We start from the raw sequence: 23,697 nt of genomic DNA, 5'->3' as shown, positions 1-23,697 counted from the left end.
AAACCCTCTTATTGTTCTGTCAGGGCGCGCACGCGCACGCCCTGTTCGAGCTGCGTCAGTTGCGCAGCATCGCGAATACCGAATCCGATCTGGGTCACTGCCTGCGCCGCAATCGCCGTGGCCGTGCGCAGGGTCTGTTCCGGCGTGTCGGCGCTGAACAGACCGTGGAGCATGCCGGCCAGCAACGAATCGCCGGCACCGACCGTACTGGCGACGCTGACCTTCGGCGGCGTCGCATGCAACGCCGAGCCGACGCTGAACCAGTTCACACCTTCGGCACCGTGGGAAATCACCACGTGCTCGATGCCCTGAGCGTGCAGCCGATTGGCCGCTTCAGCCTGAGACGCGTGGGACACCACTTCACAGCCCAGCGCATCGGCCAGCTCTTCGGTGTTCGGCTTGATCAGCCACGGGCCGGCCTTGAGCGCCGCGCGCAAGGCGTCGCCGCTGGTGTCCAGGGCGACTTTCAGGCCCAACGTTTTCAAGCGTTCGACCAGTTCGCGCAACCACTGTGCAGTGACGCCGCGCGGCAAACTGCCGGCGACCACCACCGCGTCATGCCCCGGCGCGATCTGCACCAGTCGATCCAGCAACGCCTGTTGCTCCACCACGCCGACCATCGGCCCCGGGCCGTTGATGTCGGTGATGCGTCCATCCTGTTCCGCGACCTTGATGTTGCTGCGGGTCTCGCCGGGCACCCGGATAAACGCATCGGTGAAACCGCGCTTGGCGAACAGGGTTTCGAACGCTTGCAGATTGTCTTCGCCGAGAAAGCCGCTGACCGTCAGTTGATGACCGAGGTCGGCCAGCACCTGCGCGACGTTGACGCCCTTGCCGGCAGCGTGGGTGTGCATCTCGTCGCTGCGATTGACCTGACCGGCCTCCAGACGTGGCAACTGCACCGTAAGGTCCAGCGCCGGGTTGAGGGTCAGGGTGAGAATCTTGGCCATTACAGGGCCTCCACTAATGCGCGCACTTCGTTGGCGCTGCCCACGGCCAGGGCTTGTTGAGCAAGGGTTTGAGTCTGGGTCAGGCTGAGCTCGCGGATGCGTGCCTTGACCTCGGCGATGCTGCGCCCGGAGACGCTCAGTTCATCCACACCGAGGCCGACCAGCACCGGCACCGCCAGCGGATCCGCCGCCAGCTCGCCGCACACGCCGACCCATTTGCCATGGGCATGGGCCGCGCGCACAGTGATGTCGATCAGTTGCAGCACCGCCGGGTGCAGGCCGTCAGCCTGGGCGGACAGGGTCGGATGACCACGGTCGATCGCCAGCGTGTACTGGGTCAGGTCGTTGGTGCCGACGCTAAAGAAATCCACCTCTTTGGCCAGCACCGGCGCCAGCAAGGCGGCGGACGGCACTTCGATCATGATCCCCAGTTGCAGGTCGGCAACCGGGATTTCCAGACGCAGGCGTTCGGTCATGTCGCGGGCCTGACGCCACTCTTCGACGCTGCCGACCATCGGGAACATGATCCGCAAAGGACGGTTGTCCGCCGAACGCAGCAAGGCGCGCAACTGCGCTTCCATGATCTGCGGACGCTGCAAGGTCAGGCGAATCCCGCGCACGCCGAGGAACGGGTTTTCTTCCTTGGCGATCGGCCAATACGGCAGCGGTTTGTCGCCGCCGACATCGAGGGTGCGCACCACCAGCGGCCGTCCGGCTAGGCCATCGAGGACGCGGCGGTATTCGGCTTCCTGAGTCGCTTCGTCCGGCGCTTGCGGATGGGCCATGAAAATCAACTCGGTGCGCAGCAGGCCGATGCCTTCGGCGCCCTGCTCCACCGCGCTGATCACACCGGCGCTTTCGCCGATGTTGGCGAACACTTCCACGGCGTGGCCATCGGTGGTGTGCGCCGGTTGATGACGTTGTTCGGCGGCGGCTTTCAAGCGTTGTTCGCGGGTGTCGCGTTCTTCGCTGGCACGTTGCAGGGTCGCGGCATCCGCGTCCACATGCAGGCGACCGCGCTGACCATCGAGCAGCAACGGCGTGCCCGGCTTCAGCAGCAACACCGCAGCGCCCGCACCGACCAGCGCCGGAATCCCCAGCGCGCGAGCCACGATGGCGCTGTGAGCGGTGGCGCCGCCACGGGCGGTAAGAATCCCCGCGACCCGCGCCGGATCCAGCCGCGCAACGTCAGACGGGCCGACCTCATCCATCACCAGAATGTACGGTTGCTCGGGCTCGGCGGGCGTCTGCACACCACACAGTTGCGCCAGCACCCGGCGACCGATGTCGCGCAGGTCGGCGGCGCGTTCGGCGAGCAACGCGTCCTGCAACGATTCCTGTTGTTTTGCGGCGGCCTCGATCACGGCCATCCACGCCGCTTCGGCGCTTTCGCCCTGCTTGAGGCGGGTGTCGACTTCGTCGGTGAGTTCCGGGTCGCCGAGCATTTCCTGGTGGGTGATGAAAATCTCGCGGATCGCCTTGGCCTTGCTACGCTCGATCAGGCCCTGAATGTCCTGACGCACGTCGGCCAGCGCTTGTTTGAGACGTTCGCGCTCGATGGCGGCAGACTCGCCGCGCAACGGGTAATCGATGGCTTGCTGGACCTGAATGTGCGCCGGGCCGATGGCGATGCCGGGGGCGGCAGGGATCGCTTGCAGCAGACTGCCGGAGGCCGGGGCGGTCAGCACTTCTGCGATGTCCGTAATCACTTCGCGCTGTTGACTGACTGCGGGCAACGGTTCGACTTCTTCGCCGAGGCCTTCTTCGATGGCGGCGAGCAAGGCCGGCAAGGCATCGGCGGCAATGCTCGGCTCGGCGATGATTTCCAGCACCTGGCCACGACGGGCGCCGAGGCTCAGCAGTTTGCTCAGGCTTTTCACCGATACGGCGCTGTCCTGACTGTCGACGATGCGCACACGAATCTCGCCGTCAAAACTTTTCGCCAGTTGCGCGAGGATCTTCGCCGGCCGCGCATGCAGACCATGGGCGTTGGCCAATGCGATACGTGCGCTCGGCCAATCGGCCGGCAACTCACCGCCAAGCACTTCGAGGACTTTGCGGCTGCTGGTGGCGCGACCCAGTTCATGGCCGCGACCTTCGATCAGCAACGCGCACAAACGCTCGAGCAACGCCTGATGCGCTTCACCGAGGCTGGCCAGACAGAACAGACCGCTGAGCGGCTGGCCGAGGTAACGCATCGGTTTGTCCGGGGTGACGAAGGCCAGGCCCGGACGCTTCACGGTCTGTTCGCTGTGCAGCCACCACAGGCCATCGCCCAGCGGCAGCGCTTCGACTTGCTGCAGCACGCCGGCAAAACCGTTGCTCACGCAATCGGCCTGGCGCAGCAAACGCGCACCGCGCCAGACCAGTTCTTCGAAATCGTCGGCGGATACGCCGAGGCCGATCATCTGCGCATCCAGCGCCAGTTCCTGCGGCGCGCCTTGCAGCAGTTTCAGCAGCGCTTCCGGCGAACTTGAGCGGCGCAGGGCCTGGCCCAGATCGGTCTCGCCGAGGGCACGGGTCAGCAGCTGCAGCAGGCGCAGGTGTTCGTCGGATTTGGCGGCGATGCCGATGGCCAGATAAACGATCTGGCCATCGCCCCAGTCCACGCCGTCGGGGAACTGCATCAGGCGCACGCCGGTGGCAAACACCTGATCACGGGTTTCAGGGGTGCCGTGGGGAATCGCAATGCCTTGGCCGAGGAAGGTCGAGCCCTGAGCCTCCCGGGCCTGCAGGCCGGCGAGGTAGCCGTCGGCGACAAGTCCATCGGCGACCAGATGACTGGCCAGCAATTGCAAAGCGGCGGGTTTATCCACAGCCGACTGGCCCATGGATATCTGCTCTACAGTGAGCTCGAGCATGCGATCTCCTTTTTGGCGTCGTTTGACGCCAGGTATTGTTTTGAATGGTTGCAGCTTAGGCGCTGTAGGCCATCCTTTTCAGGAGGCAGTTTTGGCGGTTTCACGGCAGAACCGGCCAAAGGCGTCTAAAACGTAGAAAATACGCTTGCTGAAACGTTTAATCTAGATTGATCGGCACGTTACTCGATAATGTCCCATCCTTGAAGTCCAACTTGTCGGATGCGCTGAGACAATGGTCGCCTGCCTGAATCGGGTAGGATTGGCGAAAATGTCGCGGCAAGCTCGAAAAAACAAGGAAATCCCGGGTTGAAACTCAGTGATATCGCGCGGTTGGCCGGAGTGTCCGTGACCACCGCCAGCTACGTCATCAACGGCAAGGCCGAACAGCAACGCATCAGCACCGCCACCGTCGAGCGGGTGCGAGCGGTGGTCGATCTGCACGGCTTTACCCCCAATCCACAGGCAGCCGGGCTGCGCAGTCGGCACACCCGGACCCTGGGTTTTATCCTGCCGGATCTGGAAAACCCCAGTTACGCGCGGATCGCCAAACTGCTGGAGCAAGGCGCCCGGGCGCGGGGTTATCAGTTGCTGATCGCCAGCTCCGACGACGCGCCGGACAGCGAGCGACAACTGCTGCAACTGTTCCGCGCCCGGCGCTGCGATGCATTGATCGTCGCCAGTTGCCTGCCGGCCGGTGACGACAGTTATCGTCAGTTGCAGGCCAAGGGCTTGCCGATCATTGCCATCGACCGGGTGATGGATGCCGAGCATTTCTGTTCGGTAGTCAGCGATGACCGCGAAGCCAGCCTGCACCTGACCGAAAGCCTGCTCGACCCGCAGCCGAAACAGATCGTGCTGCTGGGCGCCCGCCCGGAACTCAGCATCAGCCAGGAACGTGCGGCCGGGTTCAAGCAAGCCCTGGCCGGGTTCAAGGGCGAAGTGCTGATCGAGCACGCCGAATCCTTCAGCCGCGAGTGCGGCAAGCAATTGATGGAAGAACTTCTGCAACGTCTCGGGCATTTGCCGGATGCGCTGGTGACCACGTCCTACGTGCTGCTGCAGGGCGTATTCGACGCGCTGCATGACTTCCCGCTCAAATCGCGCCCACTGCGTCTCGGCACATTCGGTGACACCCAGTTGCTCGACTTCCTGCCTCTGCCGGTCAACGCCATGGCCCAGCAGCACCAGTTGATCGCCGACAAGGCGCTGGAACTGGCGCTGGCGGCGGTCGAACAATCGGACTACCAGCCCGGCGTGCAGGCCATCGCCCGTACCTTCAAGCAGCGTATTCACCGGGACTGAGCCGTGGAGCTGATCGACAGCCACACCCATCTGGACTTCCCTGACTTCGACGCCGACCGCGCGGCGCTGCTCACCGAAAGCCGCGCCCTCGGGGTGCGGCGAATGGTGGTGCTCGGGGTCTACGAGGGTAACTGGCAACGGGTGTGGGATCTGGTGCAAAGCGATGCCGATCTGTACGCGGCCTTCGGTTTGCACCCGGTCTATCTCGATCAGCATCGGCCGCAAGACTTGCTGGCACTGGGCGACTGGCTGACACGGCTAAAGGGTCATAGGCAGCTGTGCGCGGTCGGTGAAATCGGCCTGGATTACTTCATCGAAACCCTCGACCGCGAACGCCAGCAGGCGCTGTTCGAAGCGCAGCTGCAACTGGCGGCGGATTTCGAATTACCGGCGCTGATCCACGTACGGCGCAGCCATGCGGCAGTGATCGCCACGCTCAAGCGCTTCAAGCTCAAACGCGCCGGGATCATCCACGCCTTCGCCGGCAGCCGTGAAGAAGCGCGGGAATACATCAAGCTTGGTTTCAAACTCGGCCTCGGTGGTGCACCGACCTGGCCGCAGGCGTTGCGCATGCATCGGGTGCTGGCCGACTTGCCGCTGGATTCGGTGGTGCTGGAAACCGACTCACCGGACATGGCGCCCGCAATGTTTCCCGGCGTGCGCAATACGCCGGCGCATCTGCCGACGATCTGCGCCTCACTGGCCACTTTGATGAACATCAGTGCGCAACAACTCGCCGCCGCCAGTACCGCCAACAGCTGCGACGTGTTCGGCTGGTAGTCAGTCGGCGTGAGCCTTGGCCGCGTCGAGAATCAGCGTCAGATGCTGGCGCTGCCGGGCATAACGAATCACCGCGAAGTACACGAAAATCGCGATCAGCGATCCGTTCAGCTGCTCGGTGACGCTGAGCAGGCCCACCCATTCCATCACCAAGGCCACCAGCAGCGCGGTGCACACCGTCACCAGCGCACTGACGCGCAGCAGGCCGAGTGAGTCGAGCGAACGAAAGCGTTTGATCTGCTTCGGGCAGCGCAGCTCCAGGCTTTTTTGGCAGTGGGCGCAGGTGAACGCTTCGTGGATCGAAATGGCATTCAGTTGCCAGGGCTTGAGCACCAGCGTGGTCTGGCAGTGGGCGCAGCGGCCCTGGACGCCCAGGGTTGCGACGGACATGTGCGATCTCCTCCAAGTGGTCAATGAATTGATCTTGGTTCATTGAAGCCGAAAAACCAGCGCCTGGAGGAAAACAGGATTGGGCTTACAGATGTAGGCAAAAAAGTACTACAAGCCATTCCGAAAAAACCTGCCTCACAGGAGGCAGGTCGCTTCAAACCCGGAACGCGCTGATCAACTGCTTCAACTCGACCACCTGCGCCGACAACGCACGGCTGGCGTCTTCGGTCTGATGCGCACCTTCTGCGGTGCGCTCGCCGGCACGGTTGATCTCGACGATGTTCTGGTCGATATCGTGGGCCACGGCGGTCTGCTGCTCGACGGCGGCGGCGATCTGCTGGTTCTGGTCGACGATCATGCCGACAGCGCCGAGGATGTTTTCCAGCGCCTGCTGGACTTTCTCCGACTGCCCCACCGTGCCGTTGGCCATCTGATGGCTGACGCCCATGGCCTTCACTGCCGCGCCGACGCCGCCATGGAGCTTGGCGATCATCTGCTCGATTTCTTCGGTCGATTGCTGAGTGCGTTTGGCTAGCGTGCGGACTTCGTCAGCGACCACGGCAAAACCGCGCCCCTGCTCACCGGCCCGCGCAGCCTCGATCGCGGCGTTGAGCGCCAGCAGATTGGTCTGTTCGGCGATGCTCTTGATCACTTCCAGAACGCGACTGATCGACTGACTGTCGCTGGCCAACTGGTTGATCACCAGCACCGATTGATCGATCTCGCTCGCCAGTGCCGCGATGCTGCCCTGCTGCGATTCCACCAGTCCGCGCCCGTTGATGGTTTCGTCGTTCACGCTGTGGGCGCTGCTGACCGCTGCCGCCGCACTGCGTGCCACCTCCAGCGACGTTGCCGACATCTGGTTCATCGCCGTCGCCACCTGTTCGATCTGTGTGCGTTGCCCGGCGACCGCCTGATTGCTTTGCGCCGAGACGTTTTCCACCTGCCCCGCCTGCCGCTCGACCTCGCCAACGGTGTGGCCGACCCGTTCGATCAGGTCATGGATTTTCCTCACCGTACCGTTGAACACTTCGCCCAACTCGCCGAGTTCATCGCGGCTGTTGGCGTGGAAATTCACCGTCATGTCGCCCGCCGCGACTTTATCCATCATGGCGCCGAGGTTTTTCAGGGTGGCGCGGGTCGAGGCATAGAAGCCACCGTAGAGATAGAAAATCAGCACGAACACCAGCGACAACGCCACGGCTTGCAGCACCATGTGCGTACGGTTTTGCCCCAGGCGCTGTTGCAATTGGGTGTCGAGAAATTTCAGGGTGGCGTCGTTGAGCTGATAGGTCTGGTCCATCAGCCCGGTGAGCTGGTCATAAAAACCCTGCCATGGGGCGTCGAGGGTTTCGGCCATCACCACTTGTTCTTCGATCAGGGTGCCGGCCTGTTTCAGCGACGCCTTGCTGGCATCGGCCGGGGCGCTCAGGGAGTCACCGGCGGCTTTGCTCGACCCCAGCGCATCCTGCAATTTCAGGCCATATTCGGCCTGAAGCTTTTCGATCTGCACCAGCAACTCGTCGAAACGGGTGCTCGACGAACTGTTGAGAAAGCCCTGGCCCAATGAATACGAGCCCATCGCCCGACCTTCGCCCAAGGCCTGGGTGACGGCCGGCGTGATCGCGGTGATCAGCTCGCTGAGCTGGCGTATGTCGCTCTGGTTGTCGCGACTCAATCCGGCCTGACTGGCCACGATCTGGCTGAATATCTGCGCGTTGCCCAGCAGTTTGCCGATCAGTGCACTTTTGCTTTGCAGAGAGTTTTCCGCTTGCTGGGCCTTGAAGGCGGCGATCATTTCATCGCGCTTGGCCTCGAAGAATTTGATCTGCTCCGGATCCTCGGTCATGGGCGTCAGCCCTTGCAGGCGCGCCAGAGCGTTTTGCTCAAGACTGGTGATCTGCGCCTCGACATTGCCGGCCTTGCCGGACTGGCCGAGGGTGACATTGATCTGCACCAGATTGTTGAGGGTTTCCAGATCCCGGCGCAAGGTCAGGCTGCTGCCCAGCAGGTCGAGGCTCTGCAGCTCCACTCGGGTGCCCTGGAATTCGCGATAGGAATCGCGCACCAGATAGAAATTGGTCACCAGCATCGGCACCAGGAACAGCACGCTGATCAGGCTGAACTTCATCCCGAAGCTCAAGCGGTTCATCAGCGAGACGGCGGGATAGAGCAAGCTCTTCACTGGAAGTCTCCCTTGGTTTTTTCTTGTTTTTATTGGCAGGCGCGGGGCGACAGCAGATAGCCACTATCGGGCGCTATCTCTGTATAGCTCAAATCGAAGGGAGGTTTTGTAACTTAAGGTTAACGAGGGGGATTGCCCCCCTCGTCACTCGAACGGCCTACGCCAGCACTGTCCACAGGGCAAATCCGGCATACCACAGCACCGCCGCCCGCAGCAGCAACTCCCACAGGCAGTCGAGGGTGTTGATGCCTTCGGGGCCGACAGCGGCCGGCGGGATTTCCCCGGCCGCGAGCCCGACCCTGTTGATCAGTTGCGCGGCGCTGATGTTCCAGTTCAGCAGCTCGTGCAGCATCACCCGACTGACCGCGACGAAATTGCCGACCAGGGCGAGGCTCGCCGCCAGCAGGCGCACCGGCACCCAGTCGAAGGCATGACGCAGTTGCCCTGCCCGTTCGGCCACCGCCGGGTTCTGGGCGTTTTCCTCCGCCAGCGCCAGCAAGCGGTAACTCAGTGCCGCCACCGGACCGAGCAGGAAGTACCAAAAAATCACCGCAAAAAAGCTCTGGTAGGCCTGCCACAACAGATGCCGCTGCACTTGCTCCAGCAATTGTTCTCCGCTTTCGGCGCAGATGTTCAGATCACGCTTGGCCACATGGGCGGCGGCCTGCAGGTCCTCACGGCGCCAGGCGTCGCGAAACGGCCCGAGTTCGCCGAGCAGGTCACCCCGCCCCAGGCTGTAAATCACCACCAGCAAATGCACCGGCAATGCCAGCAGACCATAGGCCACCGGCTCCAGCACCAGCAGCAACAAGCCCAGCAATGCCACCGGCAGCAGCACCAGAACAATCAGCACCAGCCACGGCTGTTTCGCCAGCCCACCGGTTTCAAGCTTGTGCAGTTCGCGGATCCATCCGCCATCGCGTTGCACCCGTTGGCGCAGAGCCGAGAACTTCTCGATCCATACCGCCAGCAGTAACACCAGAAAACTCATTGTCCTTCCTCTTGTGCCAGGGCGGCGCGGTAGCGTGCCCAGTCGAATGCGGGTCCGGGGTCGGTCTTGCGTCCGGGGGCGATGTCGCTGTGCCCGCAGATGCGCTCGACGGTGATTGCCGGGAACGCCGCCTGTATCTGCCGGGTCAGCACGGTCAACGCCTGGTACTGCGCATCGGTGAACGGCAGATCATCGGTGCCTTCCAGCTCGATGCCTACGGAAAAATCGTTACAGGTTTCCCGTCCCTCGAACACCGAAACGCCAGCATGCCAGGCGCGCTCAAGACAGGAGACAAACTGGGTGACCTTGCCGTCACGTTCGATCAGAAAATGCGCCGACACGCGCAGGTCGGCGATCCCCGCAAAGTAGGGATGTTCCGTGACATCCAGACGATTCTGGAAAAATTCCTGGACCTTGCCGGTGGCGAACTGTGCCGGCGGCAGGCTGATGTTGTGGATGACCAACAGGGAGACTTCGCCCGCCGGGCGTTCATTGAAGTTGGGCGAAGGGCAGACCTGCACCCCGTGACACCACCCGCTTGCGGGATCCAACTGCATACCGATTCCTTCAACGCCGACTGTGTTGGCGACCAGTATGCCGTGATCGGCCCCCGGCGCGCGATCACTTGCCGCGATTGAGCCGCCGCAGATTGCCGAGCACCGACTCCAGCGCCCGGTCGAACAGCAAGGTGTCGTCCAGCGCCCGCACCGCGCCGCGACGAAACGCCAGGGCCAGTTCCGTGCGGTCGCGCTCCAGCACTTTCATGCCGGTGCGGTCGACGAACACGTACTTGCCGGTAGCCTCGATGATCGCCGCCAGCTTGCAGCGCAGAGTGTGTTCTTCGTCCTCCTCGAACGCCACCCAACTGCCCAGACGCAACTGTTCGACCTGGCGCAGACCGACATCGTCGGCTGGCAAACGCGCTGGCGTGCGTGGCTTAAGACCGTCGTCAGCCATCTGCAGGACAATCGTCTGCGACACTTCGATCATTTCCGGCAGCACGGACTGATCCGGTGCGCTGGACGGTTCGAGCAGCCGCACATGCAGCGCTTCCAGCTCACTGAAAAAACCGCTGGTGGCAAACGGATCGAAGGCCGAAGTGCTCAGGCCGTCGCGCAATGACTTGAGCAATCCCGGCACCAGCGCCAGCAGACGCAGACCGGCTTCGGCGTCGTCGTGACGCTGCACGCTCCAGATCAATTGCTCCATGGTCTGCACGTCGGCCTGCCATTCGGCGGACTGATCGCCGTGCTTGAGGCAGGTCAGCAGCAACACCTTGCTCCAGGCGTCTTGCACGAACGTCACCACCGACGGTGGCAGGACCTTGCCCAGCAAAGCCTGATTGAGCGCCTGCTCGACCCGCTGGCGAGCCAGTTCGGTTTTCGCCCGGCCCTCTTCGGCATCGCGCAAACGCTGTTCAAGCAATTCGCTGCGACGGCGCTCGTCACTGGTGAAGGCGAGGAAGTCCGCCAGCAACTCGGAAAAAATCGCCGGGTCATCGACGAAATCCGTCAGCAGGCGCTGCACCACTTGCTCGATGCGCAGGTACAGGCTGTCGCGCGCATTACCGTCGCACTCGCCCCAGCCCATCGCCGCCTCGGCGATTTCGTTGAGCAGGCGGCGCGCCGGGTGGCTGCTGCGGCTGAAGAAGCTTTTGTCGATCACCGCGACCTTCAACATCGGGATCTGCAACCGGGCAATCAGCGCCTTGAGGGAATCCGGCAGGTTGCGATCATCGAGGATGCAGTCGAAGACCATGGCCACCAGATTGATCACGTCCTCGTCAGCCCCGCCGACAATTCGCGACTTGCCGCTGCGCACGCTGACCCGGGTCAGCAGTTGTTCAAGTTGATGACGCAGATCGAAGTCGTCCTGCACCGCCAGCGCCGGCACGTATTGCTGCAGGTGCGAGAGCAGGCGCAGCAGGTCGCGGGTGGAAATTGGTTGGGCGGGAGCGCTGGGTTCCAGGGTCGGCGCAACGGTACCGCGCACATGCAGCAGCAACTCCTGCAACGCGGCGAAGACCTCCTGCACGCCCGCATCCGTCTGAGGTTTGTCGACGCCCTTGAATTCACTCTGCACGCTGGCCACGGCCTGATCGATGGCACGACGGGCCGGTGCCGGCTTGAGGTCGGGCAACACGCCCGTGGCGATCAGCAGTTGGTTGGCTTCGGCGTAGAGTTGATCGGTATCGGCCAGCACATAGCGCTCGAACAATTTGAGCAGGATCAGCTTGACCTTGATCTCCACCCCCAGATTGCGCCCGGCCTGCAGGAAGTACTCACAAAGCATCGCCGGGCCCAGCGGGTTGTATTGATCGTCCAGGGTCTTGCCCAACAGCGCATTGAACCGCGCGGTCAGTTGATCGAGGGCGAAGCCGTCGCGATTGAGTACGCGGCCGACCATGGTTTCGACCGCGACGCTGCGCTCCATGTCATCAGTGCGCGCCGAGGTGTCCCCATATTGCAAGGCGTGAGACAGGACGGTGGGGACGGGATCGAATTGAGTGAGGCCGACAAAGGCTTCGAAAAACTGCTCGAGAAAACCGCGTTCGATGTTCTTGCGCTTGAGGCGCAGGTCGCGCATGGCCTCGAAAAAAATGTTCTGTTCGACGTCGTTGCGTGCCCGGTCGGCCATTTCGAACAGGGTGTCGTCGGCGTTATCGAACAGCTCCTGCAAACCGTTGCGCAGGCGCTGGGCAGCCTTGTCGCGAACCTGAAGCAGAATCACAGGCAGGCGGGCGAGCGGCGAGTGAGTCGCCTGATCGGTAGTGGCCTTGTGCAGAGGCACTACATTCCCGTCGTTGTGCATCCAAGCCTCCTGAAACGGTGATTTGCCGACGTCAAACTCATGGCGTCAAATGCAAGGCGGATTATCTTGCAAAAGATGTCCCCGGCGCCAGAGCCGTCAGGGTTTCCCCTATGCGCCGACACCTTGAAGTGACCACGACAGAATCGGGTTTGCTCAAAGAAAATCGACCGGATGCAGGGCTGCGTGGCTGTTCTCGCCTTGGGTTGGCCGACGCCATGCCCCTATAATCGGACCACTTAGTTTGTGGAGCCCGTTATGCCGAATCTACGTCTCGCCGATTTGACCGCCGAAATCGAAGCCAACGTGCGCCGTGCGTTGCTCGAAGACATCGGCAGCGGCGACATCACCGCGCAACTGATCCCGGCCGAACGCCTGGCCAAAGCCACCATCATCACCCGTGACGCCGCCGTCATCAGTGGCACGGCCTGGGTCGATGCGGTGTTCCGCCAGCTCGATCCGCGGGTGGCGGTGCATTGGCAGGTGCGCGATGGCGAACGGGTTTCGCCGAATCAGCCGTTGTTTCATCTGGAAGGCCCTGCCCGGTCGCTACTGACCGGCGAGCGCAGCGCCCTGAACTTCCTGCAATTGCTGTCGGGCGTGGCGACCCGCGCGCAGTACCTGGCGGACTTCGTTGCCGAGACGTCGGTGAAACTGCTCGACACCCGCAAGACCCTGCCGGGCCTGCGTCTGGCGCAGAAATACGCGGTCACCTGCGGCGGTTGCCATAACCATCGCATCGGTCTCTACGACGCGTTCCTGATCAAGGAAAACCACATCGCTGCCAGCGGCGGCATCCCGCAGGCCATTGCCGCTGCGCACAAGATCGCCCCGGGCAAGCCGGTGGAAATCGAAGTGGAAAGTCTGGAAGAGCTGAAGGAGGCGCTGGCCGCCGGTGCCGACATCATCATGCTCGATGAGCTGAGCCTCGACGACATGCGCGAAGCCGTGCGCCTGAACGGCGGCAAGGCAAAACTGGAAGCCAGTGGCGGCATCAACGAAAGCACGCTGCTGCCGATCGCACAGACCGGGGTGGATTACATCTCGATCGGCGCGATGACCAAGGACGTGAAGGCCGTGGATCTGTCGATGCGACTGAGCATCTGAGTCGATCACGCAATAAAAAACGCCAGCTCTTTCGAGGCTGGCGTTTTTGTTTCAGACCACCAGATTGTTCATCTCGCAGTACTCTTCCCACTCGACGCCCAACACTTCGGCCGCTTCCTTGTGCAGTTCCAGGCGCTTGGCCTCGAACTCCTCAGGCGTGCTGGTGTACTTGAGGGTCAATTCCCACGGCTGCAGGCCCTGGGCTTCGGCTTCATCTTCGAACGCCCACTGAATCTGGTCTTTCTGATCATCGGGACTCAGGTCCTTGATCTCTTCCTTCAGATCCGGGACATCCAGAATGTATTTTCTAAGCGCTTCTTCGTGACGTTGCTCTTGAGTTAATTCGGTCATGGCGTTCTCGCTGATCATAGGAATGGAGGATGGATCTGGATCATCAAGGATCTCTCTGACGCGGACTGTCCGGCCTTCGGAACCATTCGGGATCATCTGAAAACTGCTGGGCGATGCTCAGGCAGGCACCGAATATAGGACGTTTGCATGACGAATTACACGGCTCTTTACATCTCTCCCACAAAAAGTTGACCTGTGGAACATAAATGCCGGTTCAAAAGGATAAGGGAGAGGTGGTGCCCGAGACAGGAATCGAACCTGCGACCTTCGCGTTACGAGTGCGCTGCTCTACCGGCTGAGCTACACGGGCGGTGGGCTAAACCTAGCACCGGTCTTGCAGGTCGGCAACTTCGCCGAATGACTCGATATTTCACGGACAAAAAAATACCCCGCCGTTTTCACGGCGGGGCATTTTCATTGCGCTGGAGCTGCGGGGTGATTAAACGCCCGAAGCCTTCGCAGCGGCCACGTCTTTGATGGACAGCTTGATACGGCCGCGGTTGTCCACGTCCAGTACCAGCACTTCCACTTCCTGGCCTTCTTTCAGGATGTCGGTCACTTTCTCTACGCGAGCGTCGCTCAGCATCGAGATGTGAACCAGACCGTCCTTGCCCGGCAGGATGTTGACGAATGCGCCGAAGTCGACGATGCGCTCAACCTTGCCGACGTAGATCTTGCCGATCTCGGCTTCTGCGGTGATACCCAGAACGCGCTGACGTGCAGCTTCAGCCGCTTCCTTGGTTTCGCCGAAGATCTTGATCGAGCCGTCGTCTTCGATGTCGATCGAAGCCTTGGTTTCTTCGCAGATCGCACGGATGGTCGCGCCACCCTTACCGATAACGTCACGGATCTTGTCGGTGTCGATCTTCATCGCGATCATGGTCGGAGCGTTGGCCGACAGTTCGGTACGCGACTGGCCGATGATCTGGTTCATCTGGCCGAGGATGTTCAGGCGCGCTTCCAGGGCTTGGCCCAGAGCGATTTCCATGATCTCTTCGGTGATGCCCTTGATCTTGATGTCCATCTGCAGCGCGGTCACACCTTTGGCGGTACCGGCTACTTTGAAGTCCATGTCGCCCAGGTGGTCTTCGTCGCCCAGGATGTCGGTCAGGACGGCGAACTTCTCGCCTTCTTTAACCAGACCCATGGCGATACCGGCAACCGGTGCCTTCATCGGAACACCAGCGTCCATCAGGGCCAGGGAAGCGCCGCAAACGGAAGCCATCGAGCTCGAACCGTTGGATTCGGTGATTTCCGAAACCACACGGATGGTGTACGGGAACACGTCAGCGGCAGGCAGCATGGCCGAAACCGAACGACGGGCCAGACGGCCGTGACCGATTTCGCGACGACCGGCGCCACCCATGCGACCACACTCGCCCACCGAGAACGGAGGGAAGTTGTAGTGCAGCATGAACGGGTCTTTTTTCTCGCCTTCCAGGGTATCCAGCAGTTGCGCGTCACGGGCGGTGCCCAGCGTCGCGACAACCAGAGCCTGGGTTTCGCCACGGGTGAACAGTGCCGAACCGTGAGTCTTCGGCAGAACGCCGACTTCGATGTTCAGCGGACGTACGGTGCGGGTGTCGCGACCGTCGATACGTGGCTTGCCGTTAACGATGTTTTCGCGAACGGTGCGGTATTCGATTTCACCGAAAGCGGCTTTGACGTCGGCAGCCGAAGGCTGGCCTTCTTCACCGGAAAGCTTGGCCACAACCTGGTCACGCAGCTCGCCCAGACGCGCGTAACGGTCGGCCTTGATGGTGATGGTGTAAGCCTGGGAGATCGCTTCGCCGAACTCGGAACGGATAGCGGCCAGCAGCTCGGTGGCTTCTGGAGCAGGTGCCCAGGTCCAGGTTGGCTTGGCAGCTTCGGCAGCCAGTTCCTTAACGGCGTTGATCACGACCTGGAACTCGTCGTGAGCAAACAGTACTGCGCCCAGCATCTGGTCTTCGGTCAGCTCTTTGGCTTCCGATTCAACCATCAGTACGGCGTCCGAAGTACCGGCAACGACCATGTCCAGGCTCGAGGCAGCCTGCTGCTCGTAGGTCGGGTTCAGCAGGTAGCCGGTGCTTTCGTGGAAAGCAACGCGAGCGGCGCCGATCGGGCCGTCGAACGGAATGCCGGAGATCGCCAGGGCAGCCGAGGTACCAATCATCGCAGCGATGTCCGGATCGGTCTTCTTGCTGGTGGAAACGACGGTGCAGACAACCTGCACTTCGTTCATGAAACCTTCCGGGAACAGCGGACGGATCGGACGGTCGATCAGTCGGGAAGTCAGGGTTTCTTTCTCGGAAGGACGGCCTTCACGCTTGAAGAAACCGCCAGGGATCTTGCCGGCAGCGTAGGTCTTTTCCTGGTAGTGAACGGACAGAGGGAAGAAGCCCTTGCCCGGATCGGCTTGCTTGGCACCGACTACGGTCACCAATACGCTGACGTCGTCGTCAACGGTGACCAATACTGCGCCGGAGGCCTGACGGGCGATACGGCCAGTCTCGAGGGTAACGGTCGACTGACCGAACTGGAATTTTTTGATTACCGGGTTCACGGTGTCCTACCTTCTTTGTGGCTCTTGGGGGAACTGGTTTCTTGCGAAATTCTTGGGCAATGCCGGGAATCGGCCCGACGCCTGTCCAGGGTAAAACGTGTATCCAGATAAAACTTGAGGCTGGGAGCCTGCCGGACGCCGGCGGAAACCCGCTGACGTCTGACAGACAACCAACCTCATAGCGCAATCGCTGATTAGCGACGCAGACCCAGGCGAGCGATCAGAGCGCTGTAACGGCTCACGTCCTTGCCTTTCAGGTAGTCCAGCAGCTTGCGACGCTGGTTAACCATGCGGATCAGACCACGACGGGAGTGGTGGTCTTTACCGTTGGCCTTGAAGTGACCTTGCAGTTTGTTGATGTTGGCGGTCAGCAGTGCAACTTGCACTTCTGGCGAACCAGTGTCACCAACAGCTTGCTGGTAGTCGGCAACGATTTGAGCTTTTTCTTGAACGTCGAGAGCCATGAGGCAATCCTTTTATCAGGAAACCGTTTCAAAAACAGTTTCAACAGGCCAGGGACAAATCCCTGTATCTATAAATGAGTAGTGACCGTGCCTGTTGACAGCCACACTCGCCGGCCTGCTGTTACACAGACCGGTTTCCGGTCATTCTGACCGAATCAGTCGACGCGGCGCGATGCGCCCGTCTTCGCTCACTTCACCGATACCGATGAAGCGACCGTTGTGATCCTGTACCCGCACCATGCCGAACTTCGGAGCATCCGGGGCACGTACCGGCTGGCCGTTGAGCCAGTAGAACGCGCTCGCTTCCGAGAACTGCAGCAGCGGCCAATCCTGCAGGCCGCTGTCCGATGGCATCAGGAAGCGGTCGACCGCTTCGTTGCCGCCTTCGGCATGTACCGCTTCCAGCTCTTCGAGGGTCACGGTCTGCGCCAGGGTGAAAGGCCCGGCCTGGGTACGACGCAATTCAGCGACGTACGCACCACAACCGAGTTGCTCACCGATATCCTCCACCAGGGTGCGAATATAGGTGCCCTTGCTGCAATCCACCGCGAGTCGCGCAGTATCGCCTTCGAAGGCCAGCAATTCCAAGCGCGCAATAGTAACAGAACGCGGTTCACGCTCCACTACTTCGCCTGCACGGGCCAACTTGTACAGCGGCTGGCCATCACGCTTGAGAGCGGAGTACATCGGCGGTATCTGACTGATTTGCCCGCGAAATTTCGGCAGAACCGCTTCAATGTCGGCCTGACCAACGGTCACCGGACGCTCCTGCAAAACCTCACCCTCGGCGTCCGCCGTGGTGGTGGTCTTGCCCAGTTGCGCCAGGGTTTCGTAACCCTTGTCGGAATCGAGCAGGTACTGCGAGAACTTGGTCGCCTCGCCAAAGCACAGCGGCAGAACGCCGGTGGCCAGAGGATCGAGACTGCCGGTATGACCGGCCTTCTCGGCGTTGAGCAGCCAGCGAACCTTCTGCAACGCGGCGTTGGAGGTGAACCCCAACGGCTTGTCGAGCAGGATGATGCCGCTGACGTTACGACGGATACGTTTGACCTGCGCCACCGAGTTACTCCTTGGTGTCTTCGGGTTCTGCCGCAGCTACGTGCTGATTGTCCTCAGCCACAGCGCGCTCGATCAGGGCCGACAGGTGCGCACCCCGCACGACGCTTTCGTCGTAGTGGAAGTGCAATTGCGGCACGCTGCGCAGCTTCATTTCGCGGGCCAGCTGCATGCGCAGGAAACCGGCGGCAGCGTTGAGCACCTTGATGCTTTGCGCGATGTCTTCGGCGTTGTCCTGCCCCATCACGGTGATGAAGATCTTCGCGTGACCGACGTCACGGCTGACTTCCACGGCGGTAATGGTGACCAGGCCGACGCGCGGGTCTTTGACTTCACGACGGATCAGTTGGGCCAGCTCACGCTGCATCTGATCGCCGATACGTTGGGTACGGCTGTATTCTTTTGCCATGATTTGTTACCTGTTACTGCCCTGCGGTGAAACCCGCAAGGTCTGAAAGCGGCAAACGCCCGGCCTGACAAAAGCCAGACCGGGCGTTGCGTTTAGAGTCCTGACGCCGTGCCGCGCACTTGCATGCGGCGGCCCGACGTGGCCCTTGAAGTGCGCGAGTCAGAGGCTGCGAGCAACCTGAACCTTCTCGAAGACTTCGATCTTGTCGCCGACTTTGACGTCGTTGTAGCTCTTCACGCCGATACCGCATTCCATGCCGGCACGTACTTCGGAAGCGTCATCCTTGAAGCGGCGCAGAGATTCCAGCTCGCCTTCGAAGATCACGATGTCTTCACGCAGTACACGGATCGGACGGTTACGGTGCACAACACCTTCGATCACCATGCAACCAGCGATCGCGCCAAACTTCGGCGAACGGAACACGTCACGGACTTCGGCCACACCGAGGATGTTCTCGCGAACGTCGCTGCCAAGCATACCGGTCAGGGCTTTCTTGACGTCTTCGATGATGTCGTAGATCACGTTGTAGTAACGCATGTCCAGACCTTCCTGCTCGACGATCTTCCGTGCGCCGGCATCGGCACGCACGTTGAAGCCGAACAGTACAGCGTTGGAAGCCAGTGCCAGGTTGGCGTCGGATTCGGTGATACCACCGACACCGCCACCGACCACGCGCACTTGCACTTCGTCGTTGCCCAGGCCGTTCAGAGCGCCCTGCAAGGCTTCCAGCGAACCACGGACGTCGGATTTGAGGACGATGTTGAGCGTCTTCTTCTCTTCCTGGCCCATGCTTTCGAAGATGTTTTCCAGCTTGCCGGCGTGAGCGCGAGCCAGTTTGACTTCGCGGAACTTGCCTTGACGGAACAGAGCCACTTCACGGGCTTTCTTCTCGTCGGCAACCACGCTCATTTCGTCGCCGGCGTCAGGCGTACCGTCCAGGCCGAGGATCTCGACCGGAATGGCCGGACCCGCTTCCTTGATCGGCTTGCCGTTCTCGTCGAGCATGGCGCGCACGCGGCCATAGTTCGAGCCGACCAGCACCATGTCGCCTTGACGCAGCGTACCGTCCTGAACCAGAACGGTCGCCACCGGGCCACGGCCCTTGTCGAGACGCGATTCAACCACGACACCGCGGCCAGGAGCCGAAGGAGTGGCGGTCAGCTCGAGAACTTCAGCCTGCAGCAATACAGCTTCAAGCAGCTCGTCGACACCGGTACCCATCTTCGCGGAGACCGGAACGAATGGAGTGTCACCACCCCAGTCTTCAGAGGTCACGCCGTGAGCCGACAGTTCGCTGCGGATGCGATCGAGATCAGCACCCGGCTTGTCGATCTTGTTCACCGCAACCACCAGCGGAACGCCAGCAGCAACAGCGTGCTGAACGGCTTCGATGGTTTGTGGCATCACGCCGTCGTCCGCCGCAACGACCAGGATCACGATGTCGGTCGCCTTGGCACCACGGGCACGCATGGCGGTAAACGCGGCGTGACCAGGGGTGTCGAGGAAGGTGACCATGCCGCGTTCGGTTTCAACGTGGTATGCACCGATGTGCTGGGTGATACCGCCGGCTTCGCCAGCAGCTACCTTGGCACGACGGATGTAGTCGAGCAGCGAGGTCTTACCGTGGTCAACGTGACCCATTACGGTCACGACCGGCGCACGAGGAACCGCTTCACCTTCGAACTTCAGGGACTCGGCCAGGGAATCTTCCAGGGCGGTGTCGCTGACCAGGGTCACTTTGTGGCCCAGTTCTTCTGCGACCAGTTGGGCAGTTTCCTGATCCAGTACCTGGTTGATGGTGGCCGGGGTGCCCAGCTTGAACATGAACTTGATGATTTCGGCAGCCTTGACCGACATCTGCTGGGCGAGATCGCCAACAGTGATGGTTTCGCCGATCTTCACTTCACGTACGACAGGGCCGGTCGGGCTCTGGAAACCGTGGGCGTTGCGTTTCTTCAGCTTGGCCTTGCCACGACCGCCGCGACGGAAGCCATCGCTCTCTTCGTCGGTAGTGCGTGGCGCCACACGTGGAGCCGGAGCCTTTTCCTTGACCGATGCGCGATGCGGAGCGTTTTTGCGCTCGCCATCACCACCGCCACGACGGTTGTTGTCGTCAGCACGTGGTTTGTCCGGACGGCGCTGTTCGTCACGCTTGCGAGTGTCGGCAGCTGGCGCAGCAGCCACAACCGGCGCGGCTTCGCGCACGGGTTCGGCCACTGGCGCAGGGGCAGCGACGGTTTCGGCAGGAGCGGACGGCGCAGCAGGCTGGCGACGCGCTTCTTCTTCGGCGCGCACGCGGGCTTCTTCTTCAGCCTTCTGACGGGCAGCATTTTCTACTGCGCGACGTTCATCCAGTTCACGCTTGCGCTCGGCTTCGATTTCTTCCGGGCTACGCTGTACGAAAACTTTCTTCTTGCGGACTTCAACGCTGATGCTTTTGCTGCCAGCCACACGCAGGGTGCTGGTGGTTTTACGCTGCAGCGTGATCTTGCGTGGTTCTTCCACTTTCGCCTTGTGGCTGCTTTTCAAGTGGGTCAGCAGGGATTGCTTCTCACTGTCAGTCACATTTTCTTCGGCGGCGGTGTGCGGCAGACCTGCCTCACGCATCTGCTGCAACAGGCGCTCTACCGGTGTTTTGACCTCATCGGCCAGTTGTTTCACCGTGACTTGCGTCATGCACTTCTCTCCTCAGGCCGCGCCTAATTACTCGAACCAGTGGGCTCGGGCGGCCATGATCAACTTGCCGGCACGATCATCGTCAATGCCGTCGATGTCGAGCAGATCGTCAATAGACTGCTCGGCCAGGTCTTCGCGGGTAATTACGCCGCGCACCGCCAGTTCCATCGCCAAATCCTTGTCCATACCCTCAAGCGAGAGCAGGTCTTCGGCCGGATGGGCGTCTGCCAGCTTTTCCTCAGTAGCGATGGCTTTGGTCAACAAGCGATCCTTGGCACGAGCGCGAAGCTCGTTGACGATGTCCTCGTCAAAGCCGTCGATGTTGAGCATTTCTTCCAACGGTACGTAGGCAATCTCTTCCAGGCTGGTGAAGCCTTCGTCTACCAGCACCTGAGCCAGTTCTTCATCGACTTCCAGCTCGTCGATGAAGTTGCGCAGGATGTCGCCGGTTTCCGCTTGTTGCTTAGCCTGGATGTCCGATTCGGTCATCACGTTCAGGGTCCAGCCAGTCAGCTGGCTCGCCAGACGCACGTTCTGACCACCACGACCGATGGCCTGAGCCAGATTGTCTGCGCCAACGGCGATGTCCATGGCATGGGCATCTTCGTCAACGATGATGGCCGCCACTTCTGCCGGCGACATGGCATTGATCACGAACTGTGCCGGGTTGTCGTCCCACAGGACGATATCGACACGCTCGCCACCCAACTCGCCCGACACGGCCTGGACGCGCGAACCGCGCATACCGATGCACGCGCCTTGCGGGTCGATGCGTTTGTCCTTGGAGCGGACAGCGATCTTGGCGCGCGAACCCGGATCACGGGAAGCGGCCATGACTTCGATCAGACCTTCAGCGATTTCCGGCACTTCGATACGGAACAGCTCGATCAGCATTTCCGGCGCGGTACGCGACAGGATCAACTGAGGGCCGCGGTTCTCGCTGCGGATTTCCTTGAGCAGCGCACGCAGACGCACGCCAACACGGAAGGTTTCGCGAGAGATGATGTCTTCACGGGCCAGCAACGCTTCAGCGTTATTACCCAGGTCGACGATCACGTTGTCGCGGGTCACTTTCTTCACGGTGCCGGAGATGATTTCTCCCAGGCGCTCGCGATAAGCGTCAACCACTTGAGCGCGCTCGGCTTCGCGCACTTTCTGCACGATGACCTGTTTGGCGGTCTGCGCAGCGATGCGGCCGAACTCGATGGACTCGATCTTTTCTTCAACGACGTCGCCAACCTTGGCGCCAGGGTGCGTTTCAGCAACCTTGCTCGGCCAGGTTTCGATGGCCGGATCATCGAGATCATTCTCTTCGACGACCGTCCAGCGACGGAAAGTTTCGTAAGAACCGGTGTGGCGGTTGATTTCCACACGCAGATCAACTTCGTCTTCAAAACGCTTTTTGGTAGCAGTGGCCAGAGCCAGCTCCAGCGCTTCAAAAATTACGCTTGCCGGTACACCCTTTTCATTGGATACCGACTCAACAACCAGCAGTACTTCTTTGCTCATCGTACGCCTCGCCTTTCGCAAGCCATTGGATCCGCGGGATCCGCGTCTCAGTCAAAACTGGGAATAATGTTGGCCTTGTCGATCATATCGATCGGCAACAGGAACTCATGGTCATCTACCTGCACCACGACGTCCTGTTCTTCTACACCGCGCAGAAGGCCCTGAAAGTTGCGTCGACCTTCAAAAGGCGAGCGCAGCTTGATCTTCACTTGTTCACCGACATATTTGGCAAACTGCTCAAGAGTGAACAGTGGGCGTTCCATGCCTGGCGAGGAAACTTCAAGGGTGTATTCAACGGAGATCGGATCTTCAACATCCAGCACACCGCTGATCTGACGGCTGACGATGGCACAATCGTCCACCAGTACGCCGCCTTCCTTATCGATATAAACGCGCAACATTGAGTGGCGACCTTGAGCCGAAAACTCAATACCCCAGCATTCATAGCCTAGGGCCACGACCACCGGGGCCAGCAAGGCCTGCAACTCTTCTAGCTTGCTCGACACCTGAACCCCCTCGTGCATGTATGTGCATGCTATGCAAAATAAAAAAATGGGCGAAACGCCCATCCTTGAAACGCCGTCGAACAGCGGCGTTGAAAGTGTCCAGCTAACAAAAAGCCCCTTAAAAGGGGCTCCTTAAACTGGTTGCGGGGGCCGGATTTGAACCGACGACCTTCGGGTTATGAGCCCGACGAGCTACCAGACTGCTCCACCCCGCGACAAAGCTGGGGCGGAAGTATACGACCGATCCCTTTTAGGGTCAATGTAACCTTCCACCTGCAAGAAAGCCCGCAACAGCGGGCTCTCCTGACTAATTGGTACCGAGAAGGGGACTCGAACCCCTACACCCTATGGGCACAACCACCTCAAGGTTGCGTGTCTACCAATTCCACCACCTCGGCAATACTACGTTTGAAACCCTTCTTACTTCTGCTCTTGAGCTGGAGGTACGTCAGTCGCTGGAGTAGCCGACTTTTGCTCTTGAAGCACCGGGACATCATCAGAAGCCGGTTGTTGCTTTGGAACTTCCAACACTGCCGGGTTTGGCAAACCTGCTTGAGTCAGCTGATGAGCCTTCTCTTTAGCAAAGTATCCTAACCCCAAGCTGGTTATGAAGAAACCGGCGGCAAGTATAGCAGTAAACTTACTAAGAAAGGTAGAGGAACCTTGGCTTCCGAACACAGTATTTGAAGCACCTGCTCCGAAAGACGCGCCAGCGTCCGCACCTTTACCCTGCTGCAGCAAAACCAGAGCAACTACGCCCAATGCACCCAGCAGATGAAAAACGACTACGACTGTTTCCAGCATTTT

Annotated in this window: 19 protein-coding genes, 3 tRNA genes and 1 pseudogene; 3 read left to right on the top strand and 20 right to left on the bottom strand. The window is 60.8% G+C overall.

Going from position 1 to position 23,697, the window contains the following annotated elements; genetic code table 11:
• Nucleotides 1–8: 8 nt before the first annotated feature.
• Together pfkB and ptsP are read right to left on the bottom strand one after the other, a co-directional pair.
• Nucleotides 9–950: a 1-phosphofructokinase gene (gene pfkB / locus CAF76_RS14610; RefSeq protein ID WP_085647664.1), complete on the bottom strand. Its 942-nt coding sequence runs from the start codon at nucleotides 948–950 to the stop codon at nucleotides 9–11.
• Nucleotides 950–3,811, bottom strand: coding sequence for a phosphoenolpyruvate--protein phosphotransferase (gene ptsP / locus CAF76_RS14605; protein WP_085647663.1), 2,862 nt, complete (start codon nucleotides 3,809–3,811; stop codon nucleotides 950–952). The genes pfkB and ptsP overlap by 1 nt, the downstream gene beginning before the upstream one ends.
• Before the next feature lie 306 nt (nucleotides 3,812–4,117).
• Here ptsP and cra point away from each other — a divergent pair, with 306 nt between their 5' ends.
• Together cra and CAF76_RS14595 are read left to right on the top strand one after the other, a co-directional pair.
• The gene (gene cra / locus CAF76_RS14600) at nucleotides 4,118–5,113 is read left to right on the top strand and encodes a catabolite repressor/activator (RefSeq protein WP_085647662.1); all 996 of its coding nucleotides are present in this window, start codon (nucleotides 4,118–4,120) and stop codon (nucleotides 5,111–5,113) included.
• Between the two features lie 3 nt (nucleotides 5,114–5,116).
• On the top strand, nucleotides 5,117–5,893 hold the full coding sequence (locus CAF76_RS14595) for a TatD family hydrolase (RefSeq protein ID WP_085647661.1): 777 nt from the start codon (nucleotides 5,117–5,119) through the stop codon (nucleotides 5,891–5,893).
• Here the strand turns inward: CAF76_RS14595 and CAF76_RS14590 are convergent, their stop codons facing one another.
• The 6 genes and pseudogenes from CAF76_RS14590 to CAF76_RS14570 form a co-directional block, all read right to left on the bottom strand.
• Nucleotides 5,894–6,283: a hypothetical protein gene (locus tag CAF76_RS14590; protein ID WP_085647660.1), complete on the bottom strand. Its 390-nt coding sequence runs from the start codon at nucleotides 6,281–6,283 to the stop codon at nucleotides 5,894–5,896.
• Between the two features lie 154 nt (nucleotides 6,284–6,437).
• A complete protein-coding gene (locus CAF76_RS29075) occupies nucleotides 6,438–7,142 on the bottom strand; it encodes a methyl-accepting chemotaxis protein (protein WP_371857714.1) in 705 nt (234 codons plus the stop codon).
• Nucleotides 7,143–7,295: 153 nt separating this feature from the next.
• A pseudogene (locus CAF76_RS29070) lies at nucleotides 7,296–7,499 on the bottom strand (HAMP domain-containing protein); the annotation flags it as partial.
• A gap of 1,126 nt (nucleotides 7,500–8,625) precedes the next feature.
• Nucleotides 8,626–9,459 (bottom strand): regulatory signaling modulator protein AmpE, encoded by an 834-nt coding sequence (gene ampE, locus CAF76_RS14580; RefSeq protein ID WP_039769185.1) that lies wholly within the window; start codon nucleotides 9,457–9,459, stop codon nucleotides 8,626–8,628.
• On the bottom strand, nucleotides 9,456–10,016 hold the full coding sequence (gene ampD, locus CAF76_RS14575; RefSeq protein ID WP_011332414.1) for a 1,6-anhydro-N-acetylmuramyl-L-alanine amidase AmpD: 561 nt from the start codon (nucleotides 10,014–10,016) through the stop codon (nucleotides 9,456–9,458). Before ampD ends, ampE begins: the two co-directional genes overlap by 4 nt.
• Before the next feature lie 64 nt (nucleotides 10,017–10,080).
• On the bottom strand, nucleotides 10,081–12,270 hold the full coding sequence (locus CAF76_RS14570) for a DUF1631 domain-containing protein (RefSeq protein ID WP_085647658.1): 2,190 nt from the start codon (nucleotides 12,268–12,270) through the stop codon (nucleotides 10,081–10,083).
• Between the two features lie 255 nt (nucleotides 12,271–12,525).
• Here CAF76_RS14570 and nadC point away from each other — a divergent pair, with 255 nt between their 5' ends.
• Nucleotides 12,526–13,374 (top strand): carboxylating nicotinate-nucleotide diphosphorylase, encoded by an 849-nt coding sequence (gene nadC, locus CAF76_RS14565; RefSeq protein ID WP_007953729.1) that lies wholly within the window; start codon nucleotides 12,526–12,528, stop codon nucleotides 13,372–13,374.
• Nucleotides 13,375–13,425: 51 nt separating this feature from the next.
• Here nadC and CAF76_RS14560 read toward each other — a convergent pair whose 3' ends face one another.
• From CAF76_RS14560 to secG, 12 genes are all read right to left on the bottom strand, one after another.
• A complete protein-coding gene (locus CAF76_RS14560) occupies nucleotides 13,426–13,725 on the bottom strand; it encodes a DUF6388 family protein (RefSeq protein WP_039769697.1) in 300 nt (99 codons plus the stop codon).
• A gap of 234 nt (nucleotides 13,726–13,959) precedes the next feature.
• A tRNA-Thr gene (locus CAF76_RS14555) sits at nucleotides 13,960–14,035 on the bottom strand.
• Between the two features lie 129 nt (nucleotides 14,036–14,164).
• Entirely contained in the window at nucleotides 14,165–16,270 is a 2,106-nt protein-coding gene (gene pnp, locus CAF76_RS14550) for a polyribonucleotide nucleotidyltransferase (protein WP_011332410.1), read from the bottom strand.
• Nucleotides 16,271–16,464: 194 nt separating this feature from the next.
• Complete coding sequence (rpsO, locus tag CAF76_RS14545; protein WP_011332409.1) at nucleotides 16,465–16,734, bottom strand: 30S ribosomal protein S15; 270 nt, start codon at nucleotides 16,732–16,734, stop codon at nucleotides 16,465–16,467.
• A 141-nt stretch (nucleotides 16,735–16,875) separates the two neighbouring features.
• Entirely contained in the window at nucleotides 16,876–17,793 is a 918-nt protein-coding gene (gene truB, locus CAF76_RS14540; RefSeq protein ID WP_007953739.1) for a tRNA pseudouridine(55) synthase TruB, read from the bottom strand.
• Between the two features lie 4 nt (nucleotides 17,794–17,797).
• Entirely contained in the window at nucleotides 17,798–18,199 is a 402-nt protein-coding gene (gene rbfA, locus CAF76_RS14535) for a 30S ribosome-binding factor RbfA (RefSeq protein ID WP_007953741.1), read from the bottom strand.
• 159 nt (nucleotides 18,200–18,358) lie between these two features.
• On the bottom strand, nucleotides 18,359–20,875 hold the full coding sequence (infB, locus tag CAF76_RS14530) for a translation initiation factor IF-2 (protein WP_085647657.1): 2,517 nt from the start codon (nucleotides 20,873–20,875) through the stop codon (nucleotides 18,359–18,361).
• A gap of 27 nt (nucleotides 20,876–20,902) precedes the next feature.
• Nucleotides 20,903–22,384 (bottom strand): transcription termination factor NusA, encoded by a 1,482-nt coding sequence (nusA, locus tag CAF76_RS14525; RefSeq protein ID WP_085647656.1) that lies wholly within the window; start codon nucleotides 22,382–22,384, stop codon nucleotides 20,903–20,905.
• A 47-nt stretch (nucleotides 22,385–22,431) separates the two neighbouring features.
• Entirely contained in the window at nucleotides 22,432–22,890 is a 459-nt protein-coding gene (gene rimP / locus CAF76_RS14520) for a ribosome maturation factor RimP (protein ID WP_039769696.1), read from the bottom strand.
• A gap of 138 nt (nucleotides 22,891–23,028) precedes the next feature.
• Nucleotides 23,029–23,105, bottom strand: a tRNA-Met gene (locus tag CAF76_RS14515).
• Nucleotides 23,106–23,202: 97 nt separating this feature from the next.
• A tRNA-Leu gene (locus tag CAF76_RS14510) sits at nucleotides 23,203–23,288 on the bottom strand.
• Nucleotides 23,289–23,310: 22 nt separating this feature from the next.
• Nucleotides 23,311–23,694, bottom strand: coding sequence for a preprotein translocase subunit SecG (gene secG / locus CAF76_RS14505; protein WP_011332406.1), 384 nt, complete (start codon nucleotides 23,692–23,694; stop codon nucleotides 23,311–23,313).
• Between the last annotated feature and the right edge of the window lie 3 nt (nucleotides 23,695–23,697).

This window comes from Pseudomonas sp. B40(2017), from assembly GCF_002112855.1.
Taxonomy (GTDB): Bacteria; Pseudomonadota; Gammaproteobacteria; order Pseudomonadales; family Pseudomonadaceae; genus Aquipseudomonas; species Aquipseudomonas pharyngis.
This window is presented reverse-complemented; position numbering and strand designations above follow the sequence as displayed.